This window comes from Amycolatopsis orientalis DSM 40040 = KCTC 9412 (genome assembly GCF_000478275.1).
Lineage (GTDB): Bacteria > Actinomycetota > Actinomycetes > Mycobacteriales > Pseudonocardiaceae > Amycolatopsis > Amycolatopsis orientalis.
Genome location: NZ_ASJB01000028.1, coordinates 39,323 through 56,774, shown reverse-complemented (window position 1 = coordinate 56,774; position 17,452 = coordinate 39,323). Strand labels below are relative to the sequence as shown.

The 17,452-nt window shown below is 69.3% G+C and carries 21 protein-coding genes and 1 riboswitch; of the genes, 12 read left to right on the top strand and 9 right to left on the bottom strand.

Translation table 11 applies throughout. The features are described from left to right. Nucleotides 1-126 precede the first annotated feature (126 nt). The 4 genes from L324_RS06840 to L324_RS06825 are packed head-to-tail and all read right to left on the bottom strand — an operon-like array spanning nt 127 to nt 3,891. Complete coding sequence (locus L324_RS06840; RefSeq protein ID WP_037305134.1) at nt 127-759, bottom strand: NUDIX domain-containing protein; 633 nt, start codon at nt 757-759, stop codon at nt 127-129. After that, a complete protein-coding gene (locus tag L324_RS06835) occupies nt 756-1,949 on the bottom strand; it encodes an adenylosuccinate synthetase (RefSeq protein ID WP_037305132.1) in 1,194 nt (397 codons plus the stop codon). Before L324_RS06835 ends, L324_RS06840 begins: the two co-directional genes overlap by 4 nt. Beyond that, the gene (locus L324_RS06830; RefSeq protein WP_037305131.1) at nt 1,946-2,920 is read right to left on the bottom strand and encodes a hypothetical protein; all 975 of its coding nucleotides are present in this window, start codon (nt 2,918-2,920) and stop codon (nt 1,946-1,948) included. The genes L324_RS06835 and L324_RS06830 overlap by 4 nt, the downstream gene beginning before the upstream one ends. A gap of 2 nt (nt 2,921-2,922) precedes the next feature. Next, a complete protein-coding gene (locus L324_RS06825) occupies nt 2,923-3,891 on the bottom strand; it encodes an adenylate cyclase (RefSeq protein WP_037305129.1) in 969 nt (322 codons plus the stop codon). 126 nt (nt 3,892-4,017) lie between these two features. Here L324_RS06825 and L324_RS06820 point away from each other — a divergent pair, with 126 nt between their 5' ends. After that, entirely contained in the window at nt 4,018-4,962 is a 945-nt protein-coding gene (locus L324_RS06820) for a hypothetical protein (protein ID WP_152546718.1), read from the top strand. Between the two features lie 86 nt (nt 4,963-5,048). Here the strand turns inward: L324_RS06820 and L324_RS06815 are convergent, their stop codons facing one another. Together L324_RS06815 and L324_RS06810 are read right to left on the bottom strand one after the other, a co-directional pair. Further along, nucleotides 5,049-5,432, bottom strand: coding sequence for a hypothetical protein (locus L324_RS06815; protein ID WP_037305126.1), 384 nt, complete (start codon nt 5,430-5,432; stop codon nt 5,049-5,051). Between the two features lie 23 nt (nt 5,433-5,455). After that, entirely contained in the window at nt 5,456-5,674 is a 219-nt protein-coding gene (locus L324_RS06810; protein ID WP_235783426.1) for a hypothetical protein, read from the bottom strand. A gap of 91 nt (nt 5,675-5,765) precedes the next feature. On the opposite strand from L324_RS06810, the gene L324_RS42960 reads away from it, so the two are divergent. From L324_RS42960 to L324_RS06780, 7 genes are all read left to right on the top strand, one after another. After that, a complete protein-coding gene (locus tag L324_RS42960) occupies nt 5,766-6,035 on the top strand; it encodes a hypothetical protein (protein WP_162531615.1) in 270 nt (89 codons plus the stop codon). A 238-nt stretch (nt 6,036-6,273) separates the two neighbouring features. After that, complete coding sequence (locus L324_RS06805; protein WP_037305125.1) at nt 6,274-6,507, top strand: hypothetical protein; 234 nt, start codon at nt 6,274-6,276, stop codon at nt 6,505-6,507. 37 nt (nt 6,508-6,544) lie between these two features. Beyond that, the gene (gene clsA, locus L324_RS06800; RefSeq protein ID WP_051173706.1) at nt 6,545-7,180 is read left to right on the top strand and encodes a cardiolipin synthase ClsA; all 636 of its coding nucleotides are present in this window, start codon (nt 6,545-6,547) and stop codon (nt 7,178-7,180) included. A gap of 63 nt (nt 7,181-7,243) precedes the next feature. Then, complete coding sequence (gene gcvH, locus L324_RS06795; RefSeq protein WP_037305122.1) at nt 7,244-7,627, top strand: glycine cleavage system protein GcvH; 384 nt, start codon at nt 7,244-7,246, stop codon at nt 7,625-7,627. A gap of 125 nt (nt 7,628-7,752) precedes the next feature. Next, complete coding sequence (gene garA / locus L324_RS06790) at nt 7,753-8,220, top strand: glycogen accumulation regulator GarA (protein WP_037305121.1); 468 nt, start codon at nt 7,753-7,755, stop codon at nt 8,218-8,220. Next, complete coding sequence (ftsR, locus tag L324_RS06785; RefSeq protein WP_081736219.1) at nt 8,217-8,978, top strand: transcriptional regulator FtsR; 762 nt, start codon at nt 8,217-8,219, stop codon at nt 8,976-8,978. The genes garA and ftsR overlap by 4 nt, the downstream gene beginning before the upstream one ends. A 218-nt stretch (nt 8,979-9,196) precedes the next feature. After that, a complete protein-coding gene (locus tag L324_RS06780) occupies nt 9,197-9,670 on the top strand; it encodes a bifunctional nuclease family protein (protein ID WP_005150031.1) in 474 nt (157 codons plus the stop codon). Nucleotides 9,671-9,721: 51 nt separating this feature from the next. Here the strand turns inward: L324_RS06780 and L324_RS06775 are convergent, their stop codons facing one another. Continuing rightward, complete coding sequence (locus L324_RS06775; protein WP_051173705.1) at nt 9,722-10,366, bottom strand: TetR/AcrR family transcriptional regulator; 645 nt, start codon at nt 10,364-10,366, stop codon at nt 9,722-9,724. A gap of 267 nt (nt 10,367-10,633) precedes the next feature. Here L324_RS06775 and L324_RS06770 point away from each other — a divergent pair, with 267 nt between their 5' ends. Next, nucleotides 10,634-11,215: a MerR family transcriptional regulator gene (locus L324_RS06770; protein WP_037305120.1), complete on the top strand. Its 582-nt coding sequence runs from the start codon at nt 10,634-10,636 to the stop codon at nt 11,213-11,215. Between the two features lie 46 nt (nt 11,216-11,261). After that, nucleotides 11,262-11,363, top strand: a riboswitch (glycine riboswitch). A 170-nt stretch (nt 11,364-11,533) separates the two neighbouring features. After that, complete coding sequence (gcvP, locus tag L324_RS06765; protein WP_037305118.1) at nt 11,534-14,413, top strand: aminomethyl-transferring glycine dehydrogenase; 2,880 nt, start codon at nt 11,534-11,536, stop codon at nt 14,411-14,413. A 1-nt stretch (nt 14,414) separates the two neighbouring features. Here gcvP and L324_RS06760 read toward each other — a convergent pair whose 3' ends face one another. After that, nucleotides 14,415-14,777: a nuclear transport factor 2 family protein gene (locus tag L324_RS06760; protein ID WP_037305116.1), complete on the bottom strand. Its 363-nt coding sequence runs from the start codon at nt 14,775-14,777 to the stop codon at nt 14,415-14,417. A gap of 115 nt (nt 14,778-14,892) precedes the next feature. On the opposite strand from L324_RS06760, the gene L324_RS06755 reads away from it, so the two are divergent. After that, on the top strand, nt 14,893-15,720 hold the full coding sequence (locus L324_RS06755; protein ID WP_051173751.1) for a helix-turn-helix domain-containing protein: 828 nt from the start codon (nt 14,893-14,895) through the stop codon (nt 15,718-15,720). 48 nt (nt 15,721-15,768) lie between these two features. Then, nucleotides 15,769-16,596, top strand: coding sequence for an aldo/keto reductase (locus L324_RS06750; RefSeq protein WP_037305115.1), 828 nt, complete (start codon nt 15,769-15,771; stop codon nt 16,594-16,596). A 92-nt stretch (nt 16,597-16,688) separates the two neighbouring features. Here L324_RS06750 and L324_RS06745 read toward each other — a convergent pair whose 3' ends face one another. Beyond that, on the bottom strand, nt 16,689-17,375 hold the full coding sequence (locus L324_RS06745; protein ID WP_235783425.1) for a hypothetical protein: 687 nt from the start codon (nt 17,373-17,375) through the stop codon (nt 16,689-16,691). Between the last annotated feature and the right edge of the window lie 77 nt (nt 17,376-17,452).

Here is a 17,452-nt window from a genome sequence, read left to right as displayed (position 1 = left end):
ACACTTGCGTGCCACTAGTTACAGTGCGTGACCGTGATCGAGTCGGCGGCAAGTGTCTCGAAGGGACCCTCCAGGACGGGAAGGAGTCCTTCATGGACTCCCGACACTTCGCCGTCGGCCAACCCGTCATTCCCAGCGCCACAGCGAAGGCGGCCGTCCTCCTTTCGGGAGGGCGGCCGCGTGCTCGGTGGTCCGCCGCAGGCCGGGGACCCGTTCCATGGTCCGGCCCAGATTGGCCGGATAGGGGCGGTCCCCGGTCAGCGCTTCGGTGACGTCGAGCGCTTGGGCCGTGGTGAACGTCCGGCCCAGCAGCCCGGCGGTGAAGGAGACGTCGCGCCACAGCCGGTCGGCCAGCAGCGGACGGCAGTCCGCGACGATCCGGTCGTGGTCGAACGCCAGCGGCGGGACCTCGTCCAGCGGAGTCCACACCACGTTCCCCGGCTCGTCGAGCGCGGGGGACGTGGTGGCCCACAAGGCGATGGAGAGCGTCGGGCCCCGCGGATCACGGTTCGGCTCGTCGAAGGTGGCGAGCTGTCCCGTCGCCGAGAGCGCGCCGGGCGGCAGCCCGAGTTTGGTGACGGCCGCGCGGGTGGCCGCGTCCCTCAGCCGTTCCCCGAGCCCGAGCAGCACCCCGGGCAGGGCGAGTTCCCCCTGGAAAGGCTCGGCGGCCCGCGGCGCGATTCCCAGCAGCACGGTCCGGGCGGCGGGCGCGAACCGCACCACCAGCACGTCAACGGACACCGGCGTCGACTCGATCACGCGTTGATTGTCGACCTCGTCTCCACGAGCCGGTAACCGGCCCTGTCCGGGCCGTACCCGGCGACGGCCACCGGCAGCCGGGCACCGAACCACGTCAGCGGATCCGGCAGGTCGACGGCGGGGGAGCCGTCCGCGGGCACGACCTTCAGCCCGCTCGCGTCGAGATGGGTCACCGCGAGGGCGTCGACGCCCTCGCACGCCGCGATCGCGTAGTCCAGCAGTGCCGCGTCGAGATGTCCGGCCCGCCACGTGCCCTGGTACTCGCCGGTGCCGTTGTGCGCCTCGGGAAACCGGGCGAGCACGGTGGCGGACTCGGTCGGGAGCGGCCCCGCGCCGTGCCGGGTGAGGTAGGTCCGCGTGACGCCCACGACGGCGTGCGGGCGCCCGCCCAGCAGCGCGCGGGCGTTGTGCGGCGTCGTCGTGGACCAGGTCGTATGCGGGTGGAACCCGTGGTGCTGGTCGAGGAGAACCCCCTGCGCTCCCTCGAACACCAGCCGCCCGGAATCCGCCAGCCGTCCCGTCTCGTCCCCGTCGGTGATCCGCACCGCGCCCGCGAAATCGCGGTAGAGCGCCACCAGTTCGTCCACGCCGTGCGGTGGAGTGGCCAGCGGGGCGTAGAACCGCGCGAGCGCGTCCAGTTTGCGCCGCAACACCGGCGGCCGGGCGCAGTCGGCGACCGTGGGCGCTTCCCCCGGCGTCCCGATCACCTCCTGGTTCTCCACCACCGCACCCGGCGCGGCCCCGGGCAGCAGCGAGTACCAGACGGTCTCGCCGATGCCCTTCCCGCACGAGCCGTGCCGGTTCGCGCCGCGGGCGTCCTCCCGCGCCCGGTTGGCGTGAACGTGGAACGGGGTCGTGAGCAGCGCCCGGCCGTCCACGCTCAGCAGTGAAAGCGGGTCCCGGACTCCCGCCACTTCGAGCCGTCGCGCTTCCTCGGCCAGCGCGAACGGCTCGACCAGCACGAACCGGGACAGATGGGTGGGCACGCCGGCGAACGTGCCCGCCCCGAACTGGCTGAAGGTGTGGTGCCGCCCGTCCGCGACGACGTTGTGCGCGGCCTGCGCGCCGCCGTTGAACCGGACGACGGCGGTGGTGGGCCGTCCGGCGCAGAGCGCGTCGACCACGGCTCCCTTGCCCTCGTCGCCGAAACCGAGCCCGACCACCACCACGTGCCCGTCCAGGAGGCTCATCGCAGTACCACGTCGTTCGGCCCGTCCGGGTCGGGCACCGCCGAGGTGCCGGCCGATCGGGCGCCCAGTTTCGCGAGCGCCTTGCCGACCGCCGCGCTTTCGGCGACCGAGCCGATGTCCGCGAGGTCGGCGAGGGTCCGGTCGACGTCGACGACCCGTTCCTCCAGTCCGATGGTGGCCGCGATCAGTTCGCACACCGCGCCGGGATCGTCGAGTTTCAGGAAGTTCTGGCCGAGCAGGCCGTTCCAGTGCTCGCCGATCTCCGGATCGTTGTAGTACGAAGACTGGTTCGGCAGCACGAAGTACACGTGCCACTTGCGGGCCAGTTCCCGGTACACCGACGCCGGATCGATGTCCTCCCGGACGTCGTCACCGAGTACGCGCTGGAGGTGGCGGGCCTCCAGCGCGGGCTTGTTCAGCTCGTCGCCGATGAGGAACAGGTAGCCCTTGCGACCGCGTTTCTGCCACGCGTCGGTGACCACGTGCCGTGCCATGAAATAGGCGGCAAGTTCGTAGGATTCGCTCTTCTGCCCGCCGCCACCGCCTTCGAGGAAGATCGTGCGCAGCTGCTCGTCCATCCGGTTGTCCGATTCGAACTGCCCCACCTGCAACGGCACCCGGTCGCTGTCGGCGTCGCCGATCGCGCCGAAGAGGACCTGCGGATCGGCCAGATAACCGCGGCGCTTCAGCAATCCGTGCAGTTTGCCGAGTTTGCCCTGCATGACCCGCGGCACCCGGCGCATCGAGCCGGTGACGTCGAACAGCACCGCGATCGGCGTCGAATCGGCGTGGTCGGCCGAATCCCGGCATTCCCGGACGGCGTCGAGCGGATCGAGCGCGGGTGCGACCTTCCACTCCTTCGCGGGCTTGGCGCGAAGATCGGCGGTGTAGCCGAAGTCGTCCTCGCCCTTGGCCGCGCGGAAGGTTTTCGCGGCGGCGTAGGCGTTGTCGTCCCAGTGTCCGTGTCCCATGGTCAGGCTCCTGTCTCGGGGATGGTGAAGGGTCGGAAGGTGCGGGGGCCGTACAGGTCGGCGAGCAGGTGGTCGTACTCGTCGAGCAGCTCGACGGCGTCGGGCCGCTGTCCCGGGGCGTCCTGCGTGCACCACGTGGCGAACTCGCGTTGACGGGTTTCTCCGGGCGCCAGCAGGGAAAGCATCAGGCGGTGGAGCATGTGGACGTCGGTGGCCGCGGTCATCGGAAGTCCTTTGTGGACCTCGGGCGGGTAGTGGACGGATCCGTCCGAGGCCAGCGGCGGCGCACCGTCCTCGACGGCGAAGGACCAGCCGATCAGGACGATGCCGTGCCGTTCGGGATGGACCAGCACGTTGTCGGCGGTGAGATGGCCATGGACGACACCCGCGCGATGCGACCCGGCCACGGCACGCAGGAGGCGCCGGTGCATCCAGGCGTAGTCGCGGCCGTCGAGGCCGTCCGGGAAGGCCTTCCGGATCTCGGCGAGGGTGGTGAACCCGTCGATGAGCGGTTCGAGGACGCTGAACGCCCGGTCGCCCCGCGCCACCGGACCCGACGTGTCGAGCAGCCGCGGGTAGTACGGGCGCAGCCAGCGGTGCCGTTCGGTGAAGACGTCGAGCGCCCGCAACGCGGTCCACTCGGCGTGGATCAGCGGGTTCAGCGCGGGGGAGCGGACGAGTTTGACCAGGTGGGGGCCGGTGGTCCGGTACGTCGTCGCGACACTGCCCACGGCGTGCGGGCCGGTGAGGGTGTAGGCCGACGTCGCCGTCGTGACGGTCTGCCGCCGGGCACGTTTCCAGTCGCCGTAGAGGCGGTTGAGGGTGGCCGCGGCCTGATTGGCCCGGGCGTCGCCGGGATTCCGGTCGGGATGGACGGCCGCCGCCAGATCGCGGTAGCCGTGGCGGGCGAACAGCGAGGCCGCGTCGACCGACTTCTCGATCATCGTCACGGCTTCGTCCCTGGTGAGCATAGTTTGAGTCTAGACGACTCTTACTTGGTGTGACAAGCGGCTCCGGAAAGGATCTTGTGGGCATAAATCCTGTGCCCGCCTGTCGTGGGCGGTGCCTACCCTGGAGCGACGGTGCGGGGGTGATCGGTGACAGTCCAGGAGCAGTCACGGAACAACGAGCGGCGAACCCGAGCTGTGGCGGGCTTGATCGTGCTCGGGGTCGTTCTGGGATTCCTCGCGGCTTTCGTCGGCCGATGGGCCGCCGAGGGGCTGGGCGGAACCCGCGTCGTGCGTGCGGTGGTCAGCGAGTCGGACTTCACGATCACCGAAGGACAGAACGGTCCGCACACCATCTACGAGGTCCGTGCGGTCACCGAAGACCGGCGCGTGCTCGAACTCCCGGTAGGGGAGGAATTCCACCGCGGGGAGCCCGTGGTCGCCCGGCTTTCCTCGCTGACGGACCGGGTGCTGTCCGTGCGCGGCGCGCGCGCCGAGGTCGAAGCCCATCACACCGGGGAAAAGATCGCCGCGATGTCACTCGGCGGCCTGCTCCTGACGTTCGGGATCCTGGCGGTGTGGCAGGGGCGCCGTCTGCTGCCGGGGAGGCTGGGGACGGCGCGGGCATTGCCGTCGTTCCTCGCCGGTGTCGTCTTGGCCTCGTTCGTCGTGCTCACGCCGGTCGGCTTCGGCGGGACGGCTTATCGCGAGGGAGTCGATCCCGCCCTGAATCTGTGGAAGTACGGGCGTGAGGCCGGGGATCCGCCGGCGGCCGACCGGGGAGAGAGCGTCGTGGCCGGGGAACTGACGGTGCGCGTGACCGGAATCCAGCCGGGGCCGCCTGAAGGAGCCGCCGCGTGGCTGAGCGATTTCCACGTTCTCACGCTTCGGGCCGAGGCGAGGGGGCTGGGTGACACTTCGCTGAAGCTGTCCGCTGACCAGCACGGCGAGCCGCGGCGGGTCGACGGTTGCGCGGGCGCTCCTGGCGCCTTCGACGGCGCCACCGGGCTCGTCTGTTTCGTTGTCCCGCCCGGCTATCGCCCTGGGTACCTTCTCGTCGGGGAACGCGGCCACGAAGCGTGGTTGACGCTGTAACCGCGACATGCAGTCCGTGGAGGATTTGGGACGGTCAACGTCCCAAATCCTCCACACTCGAACCCCGCAGGCGCCGGCGACGAGCCTCAGGAGCGCTTCGCTTCGACCTGCCGCTCGTCTTCGGTCGAGCAGGTCGTCACCGGATCGTTCGGCCCGCTCCCACAGGTCCAGGCGCCGATCACCACCGGCCCGGGGCCCTGCGGCGACGTGGCCTCGGCGGGCGTCAACTTGGTGAAGTAGTCCGTCAGCACCTGGGTCGCTTCGGCGCAGTCGGTCTTCCCGTGGGCGAAGACCTTGTTCTTGGCTCCTTGGAACCCGGCGATCTCGCCGCACGGCGTGCCAGGGGGCACCTGTTCGGCGGCGGGAGCGGCGGACGACGGCGCGGGCGCGGCCGAGGGGGCGGGATCGGCCCCGCAACCGCTCAGCAGGACGACGGCGACCGCGGCGGGGAGTGCGGAGAGGCTCTTCATAGGCCCTTCTTCTCGGGGATGGTTCATTCGACGGGTACGACGGCGGCGAACACGTTCTGCTCGCCCTTGCTGCAACTGGTGCCGCCCTGTGCGGCGGGGGCGCCGGAAACGCACAGCCAGCCGTCGACGGTCTCGCTGACCGGCTCGTCCGATTCCGCGGACTGGCGTCCGGCGATCCTCTGGTGGAACGAGCCGACGATCCCGGTCGCGTCCGCGCAGGAGACCCCCGGTCCGTTGAGCACCTGAAGGGTCAGCCCACTCGCCGCGGTGACCGTGCCGCACGAACCCTGTACCGGTTCAGCGGGTTTCGGTTTGGGGGCGGGATTCGGGGCAGTGGGCGAACTCGGCGCGCTCTGCGACGGGATCGACGGTATCGAACCGGGTGCCGTGGGCGAAGTGGTCGGGGGCGGCGGAAGCGTCGCGGAGGTGACAGCCGGTGGCGGACCTTCGCCCGAACAGGCGGCGAGCGTGCCGGCGGCGGCGCAGGCCGCGAACAGTCGCCGCCACGATCCCGTGGTCGTCGAGACGGGCAAAGCGATCCTTTCGTCGGCCGGTCATGGCCGGCCCATTCTGACCCGGCCGGGCCCGATGCCGTGGCATTGAGCCACGTTCGATTCGCGGGAGGCTATCGCGACGGCGGCGCGGCGGTACGCGAGGACCGCCCAATCACTGTCCATTATGGACAATTAACATGCCGTTCACGGCGCGACAACACACCGCTGTCGTCGCGAACCGATCGGACGAATCCGGCGCCGGACCGTTAACGCCCGGCCCTGTTCTGCCGAAAACAAAGGTAGCGCTCCGGCGTGTCCCAGTCCCCGTCACCGAAACCGTGAGAGCGATGAAGACCGACGAACAGAACGATCCCGCGTCATTCCAGGCCACCGCACCGGCGAGCGCGGAGCTGCCGCCCACGGCACCGTGCACCGTCGTCTGGTGCGGCGGCCGCCCGTACGTCCTGGAGAGTTCCGCCGGGCACATCCGCTGGATGGGCACCGACCATCGGGGCAGGCCCGTGGCGCTGACCAGCGCGGACCTGCAGCGCCGCGGCTGGAGCCACACCCGGGCCAGCTGAGCCGGACGACGGGGGCGGCTCTGGATAGGCTGCGCGGGTGAGTACGCCCCCCGAACCGAGCGTGACCAGCGAAGAGCCCTCTTTGCTGCGGCAGGCCCTGAACGTTCCCAACATGCTTTCGATCCTCCGGCTCGCCGGGGTGCCGGTCTTCCTGTGGCTGCTCCTCGGCCCGAAGGAGGACGGCTGGGCGCTCGCGCTGCTGGTGTTCAGCGCCCTCACCGACTGGCTCGACGGCAAACTCGCGCGCTGGCTGAACCAGATGTCGCGGCTCGGGCAGCTGCTCGACCCCGCCGCCGACCGGCTCTACATCCTCGCGACGCTCATCGCCTTCCTGCTCCGCGACATCATCCCGTGGTGGCTCGTGGTCCCGCTGGTCGTCCGAGAGGCCGTACTGGGAGTCTGCGTGCTCCTGCTGCGCCACCGCGGATTCGCCCCGCCGGAGGTCACCTACATCGGCAAGGGCGCCACCTTCGTGCTGATGTACGCGTTCCCGCTCCTGCTGCTCACCCAGGGCGGTTCCGACATCGCCGCGGTCGCCCGCCCGATCGGGTACGCCTTCACGGCCTGGGGCGCGGTGCTGTACGTCTATTCGGGCGTGCTGTACGTCGTCCAGACCGTGCGGGCGCTGCGTTCGGCCGGAACACCCGCCTTGCGGGAGGCGCCGGGCGCGTGACCCGGCGGGATGCGAAACTTCGCGCGTCGGTTTCGAGTGAGGGCATCAGAAAGGGGAGCGGCGTTGTCCACTCCAGAAGAACTGCGTTACACCGAGGAGCACGAGTGGGTCTCCGTACGCGACGGAGGGCTCGTGCGCGTGGGCATCACCGAGTACGCGCAGGACCAGCTCGGTGACGTGGTGTTCGTCGACCTGCCGGAGGTCGGCAAGCAGGTCGGCGCCGGCGACGCGTTCGGCGAGGTCGAATCGACCAAGAGCGTCTCGGAACTGTTCGCCCCGCTCGACGGCGAGGTGGTCGCGGTCAACGACGCGGTGACCGAGTCGCCCGAGCTGATCAACAGCGACCCCTACGGCGAAGGCTGGCTCATCGAGCTCCGGCTCGACGACGCGACCTCGGTCGAATCGCTGCTCGAGGCCGAGGCGTATCAGGCACTGATCCAGGAATAGCCGCAGGCCGCGGCCGTCCGATCCGAGTAGGGGGAGCCGCGGACCGGAGATTCGATCAGGCACGGTACGTTTGACCTCCACACGTTCTTGAGTAGTGGCAACACACATGCGTTAGGAGAGCTCAGGTGAGCACGAACGACGGGCCCGGCGTTCCCCCGGAGCAGTCTCCGGAGCGGACTTCTGTCTTCCGGGCCGACTTCCTGGCCGACGTCGAAGGCACTGAGGCTCCTCCGGCTGCCGAGGCCCCTGTCCAGGGTGTGGACGCGCTGCCCGCGGGTTCCGCGCTCCTGGTCGTGAAGCGGGGCCCGAACGCGGGTTCGCGCTTCCTTCTGGACCGCGACACCACCAGCGCGGGACGGCACCCGGACAGCGACATCTTCCTCGACGACGTCACGGTCTCCCGGCGGCACGCCGAATTCCGCCGTGAGGGTGGCGAGTTCGTCGTCATCGACGTCGGCAGCCTCAACGGCACCTACGTCAACCGCGAGCCGGTCGACCAGGCCGTCCTCGCCGGTGGCGACGAGGTGCAGATCGGCAAGTTCCGCCTGGTCTTCCTGACCGGCCCGGGTCACGGGGGCCAGGGGGCACAGTGACGGCGGCCGGGCGGCCTGATCGGGATGCGTCGCAGCGCGATGGGTTGAGCATCGGAGCCGTGCTGGCACAGCTGCGCGGCGATTTCCCCGATGTCACCATCTCCAAGATCCGGTTCCTCGAGGCGGAGGGTCTGGTCCAGCCGGGCCGGACCCCGTCGGGGTACCGGCAGTTCGCTCCGGCGGACGTGGAGCGGTTGCGGTTCGTCCTGTCCGCCCAGCGGGATCACTACCTTCCGCTGAAGGTCATCAAGGAACAGCTGGACGCGGCGGATCAGGGCGCCGTGCCCTCGGCGGCGGGGCCCAGACCGCCGCGGAAACTCGTTTCACTCGACGCCCCGGGGGAGAACGGCGGACTGCCGTCCCCCGGGGACTTCGAGAGCGATCGCGAGATCAGGCTGACCGAGGAAGATCTGCTCCGCCAGGCGGGCATCGATGCCGCCACCCTGGCTGAGCTGCGGCAATACGGTCTCGTTCGCCCTGGAGCGGCGGGTTTCTTCGACCCGGACGCGGTCCTCGTGGCGAAGACCGTGAAGGCGATGACCGAATTCGGTATCGAGCCGAGACATCTGCGTGCCTTCCGGGCCGCGGCCGACCGTGAGGTCGGCCTGCTGGAGCAGATCGTGACCCCGGTGTATCGGCACCGTGACGAGGACGCCCAAGCGAGGGGCGATGAAGTCGTCCGCGAGCTCGCCGCGCTGACCGTCGCGTTACATACGCTCTTGGTGAAGGCCGGAATACGGGCCGTCACGGGCGGTTGAGCGGCTCCGGGGACCGGGAACCGTTGTGAGGTCAGTTGTCAATGACTGAATGTTCGGCACCCTATGCCGTACCGTGAGAGTCGGGTTTGCCGCGAGCGAACCGAGAATGTCCGGACAGCGAGCACAGCGCTCGGAAGACGGGTAGCGTCGGAAGTGCCGTCGCTTGGTCGTCGAGACAAGCGCTGCAGCCCGTGTGCACGAGAGGGAGGCGAAGCCCGATGAGCGAGATGCGCGTCGTCGGCGTGCGGGTGGAGCTGCCCGCCAATCAGCCGATCTTGTTGCTGCGGGAAACCGAAGGCGAGCGCTACCTGCCGATCTGGATCGGCTCGGTCGAGGCCACCGCCATCGCCTTGGAGCAGCAGGGAGTCCGCCCGGCCCGTCCGCTGACCCATGACCTGCTCAAAGAGGTCATCGGAGCACTGGGCCGTGAGCTGGAACAGGTCGTCATCACCGACCTGAAGGAAGGCACGTTCTTCGCGGAACTGGTCTTCGACGGGGATATCCGGGTTTCGGCGCGGCCGAGCGATTCGGTGGCGCTGGCGCTGCGGGTCGGGGTCCCGATCCACGCCGTGGACGCGGTGCTGGAGGAAGCGGGCCTCATCATCCCCGACGAGCAGGAGGACGAGGTCGAGAAGTTCCGCGAGTTCCTCGACTCGGTCTCGCCGGAAGACTTCCGCGGCGCGGATACGTGACCGGGCTCGTGAGTGGTAATGACGGTTAGAACCGTCATTACCACTCACGACTCAGGCGGCGGTCGCGCGCGTGAACAGGTCCGCCAGTTCCCGGCCGTACCGCTCCAGATCCAGCTTCGGATCCGCCGCGAACTTCGCGGCGACGCCGTCGATGGCCTGCGCGATCGAAAGCGCCATCACATCCGGCGCGAACTCGCCGAAAGCGCCTTCCCGTTGCCCTTGCCGTAGCTGGCGTTCGAGCCGGCCGGTGCGGAACTCCTCGACGATCGGGGCCGACATGAACCAGCCCTCCGCGTCGGAACCGCTCGAAGCCATCTCGACCATGACCCGCACCAGTTCCGGGTACGAGCCGAGGAACGCGATCTCCGACTCGATGTAGCCGCGCAGCAGCCCGGCCCGGTCGGTCGTGCCCTGGGTCCGTTCCTCGAGGAACTTGTCCTTCATGCCGGTCGCGGTGGTGACCACGGCCTGCATCAGGCCCGCCTTGTTGGTGAAGTGGTACGAGATGATCCGCGTGCTGGACAGCCCGGCCCGCTCCTTGATCTTCGCGAACGACGTCTTGTGGTAGCCGAGATCGGAGATCGTCGCGATCGTGGCCCCGATGATCTGCGCCCGCCGGGCGGCCTCGGTGACCGACAACCCCAGTTCGGCCTGCACCTCTTGCAGGGCGCCTTGTGTCGAAGGTGTTACTTGCATGAGTAAAAATTAACACGACTGAGTAAAAGTGGCAAGCGCGCAGCCGATCGGGGGACTGTTCCGAAGAAGTCTCAAGAAGAGCTTGAGGCCGACCGCGCGTCGCGTTGACCGCTTTGCCGGACGCGCTTACCGTCAATGGAGGTAAATCGCCAAGGTGTGATTCGGATGTCCGGGGCATCCGTCTTGACGGTTCACTCCGGTGCGGACTCACCTGGGTTCGCGCGGCTTTGTTCGCCGGCCGCCAGGTCGGGCGAGGGGAGGCATGGCGTGGTCGAGGCTGGTAGCCCTCAAGAGCCGCTCGTTCCGGTCGCTGACGGCGAGCAGGGTGAGCTGTTCCCCGACTCTTCCCTCCCGGACGAACTCGTCGGTTACCGCGGTCCCGCAGCCTGTCAGATCGCCGGGATCACCTACCGGCAGCTCGACTACTGGGCCAGGACGAAGCTGGTCGCGCCGAGTATCCGCACGGCGCACGGCTCCGGTTCGCAGCGGCTGTACTCGTTCAAGGACATCCTCGTCCTGAAGGTCGTCAAACGACTGCTGGACACCGGCGTCTCGTTGCAGAACATCCGGGTCGCGGTCGACCATCTGCGCCTGCGCGGCGTCCGTGACCTCGCCAGGGTCACCCTGTTCTCCGACGGCACCACCGTCTACGAATGCACCTCGCCCGAAGAGATCGTCGATTTACTGCAGGGCGGTCAGGGCGTCTTCGGTATCGCCGTCAGCGGCGCGATGCAGGAGATCAGCGGCACCATCCACGAGTTCCCGGCCGAACGCGCCGACGGCGGCACGATCGAAACCGTCGCGCCGGACGAACTCACACAGCGCCGTAACGCACGTCGCACCGGCTGATCATGAAGCCGCGCGCGCGGCAGGGTAGGCTCACTTCCGCGGTCGACGAATCCGCGCGGGAGAGACCGAGTCGATAACCGTTGAGCTCGGCGCCGAAGGAGCAAGTCCTCCCCGGAACCTCTCAGGCACCCTGGACCGCGCGGACGAGACGCCTCTGGAAAGTGGTTCGCCAGGTCACAGCCTGGCGGCCCCGCCGACGGTGCAAGCCCGGCTCAACACTCGGGCGAAACTCTCAGGCGCTCCCACGGGAGTACGGACAGAGTGGGGAGGGCCAGGACATCCGTCCCGGCCTCACCCCCGCGTCCTGGGAGGTCCCCGATGGAGCCCGTTTCTCTGGCCGCTCTCGAATCCGGAACCCCCTTCGCGGACCGGCACATCGGTCCCGGCCCGGAAGAACTCGCGCGCATCCTCGACGTCGTCGGCGTGACCTCCCTCGACGATCTGGCCGAGCGAGCCGTTCCCGTGTCGCTGCGGGAATCCGCGACACCGCCGGACTTGCCGCCGCCCGCCACCGAGACCGCCGCGCTCGCCGAACTCCGCGCGCTGGCCGCGCGCAACCGGCCCATGGTCCAGATGATCGGCCTCGGCTACCACGACGCCGTGACCCCGCCGGTGATCCGCCGCAACGTGCTGGAGAGCCCGGCCTGGTACACCGCGTACACGCCGTATCAGCCGGAGATCTCGCAGGGCCGCCTCGAAGCGCTGCTCAACTTCCAGACCATGATCGCCGACCTGACCGGGCTGCCGATCGCGAACGCGTCGATGCTGGACGAGGCGACCGCGGCGGCGGAGGCGATGACGCTGGTCCGCCGGGCGGGCAAGGCGAAATCGAACCGGTTCGTGGTCGACGAGGACACGCTGCCGCAGACGATCGAGGTTCTGCGCACCCGCGCCGAACCGCTCGGCATCGACCTGGTGACCGCGGATCTCTCGCAGGGCATCACCGGACTCGGCCTCGGCGGCGACTTCTTCGGCGTGCTGCTCTCGTATCCGGGTGCTTCCGGCGTCGTCCGCGAATGGGAGCACACCATCGCCGAGGCCAAGGCACTGGGCGCGGCCGTGGTGATGGCGGCGGATCCGCTGGCACTGACCCTGCTGCGGCCGCCCGGGGAACTCGGCGCCGACGTCGCCATCGGGTCGACTCAGCGGTTCGGTGTGCCGATGGGCTTCGGTGGCCCGCACGCGGCGTACCTCGCCGTGCGCCAGGGGCTCGAACGCCAGCTGCCCGGACGGCTCGTCGGGGTCTCGAAGGACGCCGACGGCGCGCCCGCGTACCGGCTGGCGCTGCAGACCCGCGAACAGCACATCCGCCGGGAGAAGGCGACCAGCAACATCTGCACCGCGCAGGTGCTCCTGGCGGTCATCGCGTCGATGTACGCGGTGTACCACGGGCCGGAAGGGTTGCGCGCCATCGCGAACCGCGCGCACCGGATGGCCACGGTGCTCGCCGCGGGGCTGGCCGAAAGCGGTGTCGACGTCGTGCACTGCGAATTCTTCGACACCGTCATGGTGGCGGTCCCCGGGCGCGCGGCCGGTGTCGTCGGCACCGCACGGGACCTTGGCGTCAACCTCCGGCTGGTCGACGCCGACCACGTCGCCATCGCCTGCGACGAGACGACGACCCGCGAGCACCTTTCCTTGGTGTGGAAGGCTTTCGGTGTCGCCGTGTCCGATGTGGACTCCCTCGACGCGGACACCGCCGACGGCTTCCCGCCGGATCTGCGCCGCACCAGCGAGTACCTGACGCATCCCGTCTTCCACGCGCACCGTTCGGAAACCGCGTTGCTGCGGTACCTGCGGTCGTTGTCCGACAAGGACGTCGCACTCGACCGGAGCATGATCCCGCTCGGCTCGTGCACGATGAAACTCAACGCCACGGCCGAGATGGAGCCGATCACCTGGCCCGAGTTCGCCGGTCTGCACCCGTTCGCGCCGGCCGGCGACGCGGCCGGACTCCTCGCCATCGTGCGGGACCTGGAGCGCTGGCTGGCCGGGATCACCGGCTACGACGCGGTTTCCCTGCAGCCGAACGCGGGCAGCCAGGGCGAGTTCGCCGGGCTGCTGGCCATCCGCGCCTACCACCGCGAACGCGGGAACGCGGCGCGGGACGTCTGCCTGATCCCGTCGAGCGCGCACGGGACGAACGCGGCCAGCGCGGTGATGGCGGGCATGCGCGTGGTCGTCGTGAAGTGCGACGACCAGGGCAATATCGACCTCGGGCATCTGAAGTCCACTGTGGACGAGCACGCGGACGACCTGGCCGCGATCATGATCACCTACCCCTCGACGCACGGCGTCTACGAGGACACCGTGCGCGAGGTCTGCGCGCTGGTGCACGACGCGGGCGGCCAGGTGTACGTAGACGGGGCGAACCTGAACGCGCTGATCGGGGTCGCGCAGTACGGGAAGTTCGGCGCCGACGTCTCGCATCTCAACCTGCACAAGACCTTCTGCATCCCGCACGGCGGTGGGGGACCCGGCGTCGGCCCGATCGGTGTCCGCGCGCACCTGGCGCCGTACCTGCCGAACCACCCGCTCCAGCCGGACGCCGGCCCGGCCACCGGCGTGGGGCCGATCAGTGCCGCGCCGTGGGGAAGCGCGTCGATCCTGCCGATCTCCTGGGCCTACGTGCGGATGATGGGCGCGGACGGCCTGAGGCGCGCGACGCTGACCGCGGTCGCGAACGCCAACTACGTCGCCAAACGTCTCGCGGAGCACTACCCGGTGCTGTACGCCGGGCACGAGGGACTCGTGGCGCACGAGTGCATCCTCGACCTCCGCGCACTGACCAAACGGACCGGTGTCACCGTCGACGACGTCGCCAAACGGCTGGCCGACTACGGCCTCCACGCGCCGACGATGTCGTTCCCGGTGGCGGGGACGCTCATGGTCGAGCCCACCGAGAGCGAGGATCTCGGCGAGCTCGACCGGTTCTGCGACGCGATGATCGCGATCCGCGGTGAGATCGAGAAGATCGCAGCGGGGGAGTGGCCGGTGGACGGAAGCCCGCTGCGGAACGCCCCGCATACCGCGCGCTGCCTCGCTGGCGAATGGGATCGCCCGTACAGCAGGGAGATCGCCGTCTTCCCGGCGGGTTTCACCGCCGCGAAGATCTGGCCCCCGGTGCGGCGGATCGACGGGGCCGCGGGCGACCGCAACCTCGTCTGCTCCTGTCCGCCGCCGGAGGCCTTCGCGTAGGTCAGCCGGGCATCTTGTCCAGAAAGCCCAGCACCTGCTTGATGCGCCCGTTCTCGACGGTGATCACGTCGAAGCCGATCGCGAGCGGCTCGTCGGCGCCGGGAGCGCCGAGGTACCACTGGAACCGCGCGATGTCGTGGTGCGCTTCGGGGGCCGCGGGCAGGCTGAAGGTCAGCCCGGCGAACTGGGCCTGCGCGCCGGCGATGAAGCCGTCGACACCGTCGTGGCCGGTGACCGCGCCGAGCGGGTCGGTGTAGGTGGCGTCCTCGGTGAACACCTCGGCGATGAGCGCACGGCGCTTTGCGGTGTCCGTCTCGTTCCACACGGCGATGTACTGCTCGGCGACGCGCTGGATGTCCGACATGGTGTCTCCTTGTTCCGTTGTGGGGTAACCGATGACGCAACTCTGTCGGCCGAGGGTGGGTCGCGTCGATTACGCGTGAGGTAATGGCGGCGCCGCGGACGCGGTGCGTAAGTTCGTGCTCGTGACGACCACAGTGACGGCGGGCCGTGTGGGCCGCCCCGTCGGCGAACTCCTGCGGGAATGGCGCGATCGCCGCCGGATCAGCCAGCTCGACCTCGCCATCAACGCCGAGATCTCGACCAGGCATCTGAGCTTCGTGGAGACCGGGCGGTCCAAGCCCAGCCGCGACATGGTGCTGCGGCTGGGAGAACACCTGGAGGTGCCCTTGCGGGAACGCAACCAGCTGCTGCTGGCGGCGGGTTACGCGCCCGCGTACCCGGAGAGCGGGCTCGGCGACCCGGAGCTGGCCGCGGTACGCCAGGCCGTCCGGCAGCTGATGACGAGTCACGAGCCGTACCCGGCCGCCGTCGTCGATCGCGGGTGGAACCTGGTCGACGCCAACGCGAGCGTGTCGATCATGACCGATCTGGTGTCGCCCACCTTGATGACGGCGCCGGTCAACGTCCTGCGGCTGACCCTGCACCCGGAGGGGATGGCGCCGCATGTGCTCAACCTGGGGGAGTGGCGGGCCCATCTGCTCGGCAGGCTGCGGCGCCAGGTGACCCAGACGGCGGATCCGGCGCTGACGGAACTGCTGGAGGAGCTGGCCGCCTATCCGTGCGACGATCCGGTCCCCGAGGTGGAGGTCCCCGGCCCGGGTGACATCTTCGTCCCGCTGCGGCTGCGGCACGAGGGCGTGGATCTCACGTTCTTCAGCACGGTTTCCACGTTCGGGACGCCGTTGGACATCACGGTCGCCGAGCTGGTGATCGAGTCCTTCTTCCCGGCCGACGCGGACACGGCCGAGTATCTGCGCGCGTACGCCGCGCGCGGGGTGGAATGATGCGGGGCAAGAAGTCCTGCCACAGACCCCAGTGAGGATTCTGCATCCATGGCCGTGCCTTCCGTCGTCCTGAACAACGAGGTAGCCATCCCCCAACTCGGTTTCGGCGTCTGGCAGGTGCCCGCGGGCGATACGGCCAAGGTCGTCCGGACCGCGATCGAAGCCGGGTACCGCAGCATCGACACCGCCGCGTCATACCGGAACGAAGCCGGTGTCGGCGAGGCGATCCGCTCGGCGGGCGTGCCTCGCGACGAACTGTTCATCACCACGAAACTGCCGAATCCGGGCCACGGCTACGACGAGACTCTGCGCGCCTTCGACGCCAGCCTGGCCGAGCTGGGCCTGGACCGGGTGGACCTGTACCTGATCCACTGGCCGATGCCCACGCTCGGCAAGTACGTCGAAACGTGGCGGGCGCTGGAAAAGCTCTACGCGGACGGGCGGGTGCGGGCGATCGGCGTCTCGAACTTCCACGAGCCGCATCTGCGGCGGCTGTTCGACGAGACGGGGATCGTGCCCGCGGTCAACCAGGTCGAGCTGCACCCCCGGCTGCAGCAGAAGGCGCTCCGGGAGTTCCACGCCGCGCACGGCATCGTCACCGAGGCCTGGAGTCCGCTCGCGCAGGGATCCCTGCTGTCCGACGCGACCCTGACCGCCCTGGCGGCCAAGTACGGCAAGAGCCCCGCGCAGCTGGTGCTGCGCTGGCATCTGCAGCTCGGCACGGTGGCCATCCCGAAATCCGTGACGCCGTCCCGGATCCGGGAGAACTTCGACGTCTTCGACTTCGAACTCGCCGAAGACGATCTGGCCGCCCTCGCCGAATTCGACGACGGCACTCGCACCGGGCCCGACCCGGACACCTTCGACCTGGTCTAGCGGTCCGGCTGCGCGTGAAGGCCCCCTTTCCTCGGCTCAGCCGAGGAAAGGGGGCCTTCACGCGCCATTACGGCTCTTTGTGCTTCGGCGGCTCAGGTGGCCTTGATGCCCGCGGCGGCGAAGTCGGCCTGCTGGGCCGGCTGCTGCAGGAACTGCCGGAACGTCTGCGAGGCGCGCATCTGGACCTCGTCGATGGTCTTGCCGGCGAGCCCGACGAGCGGGTAGTCGGCCGAACGCGCCGTCGCGACCGACTGGGCGGGCGAACCGATCAGTTCGGGCTTGGCGGTGTTCAGCTCTGTCACCCAGTAGGACGACTCGGGGATCCAGGCGGCGGGGAGACCGCCGATGGAGTCCAGGTTCGTGCGCCCGACGAGGCCGTCGAGCACGGCCGCCGAGGACAGGGCGTCGATCTGGATGATCACACAGTGGTCGCGGACCACGGTCGCGGCGTTGTTCCAGCGTTCGGCCGCCGCGCGGACCGGTTTCTCGATGCTGGGGGTGACGACCACCCGCATCGGGGTGTCACCGGCGCTGCAGGCCTTGGCCTGGGCCTCGGCGCGGGTGTTGAGTTCCCCGTCCGCCCAGTTCCAGCCGAACACACCGATCGCGACCAGGACCACGAGGACCAGGCAGGCGATCGGCCACTTGGCGATCCGGCGCCGCGGGGCCTTCTTCCCGACGATCCGGTGCGAACCGGTCGCCTCACCGCGACCCTGGGGCCGCTTCGGCGGATCGAGGGGATGCGGCACCGGCTCCTCGGCCACGCTGTGTCGCCCCATCGTTGTCCTTTCGAAACGTGCGCGCTCGCGCTGCGTATGCAATCAAACCGTTATCACTCTAACAGGGGAGGATGTTA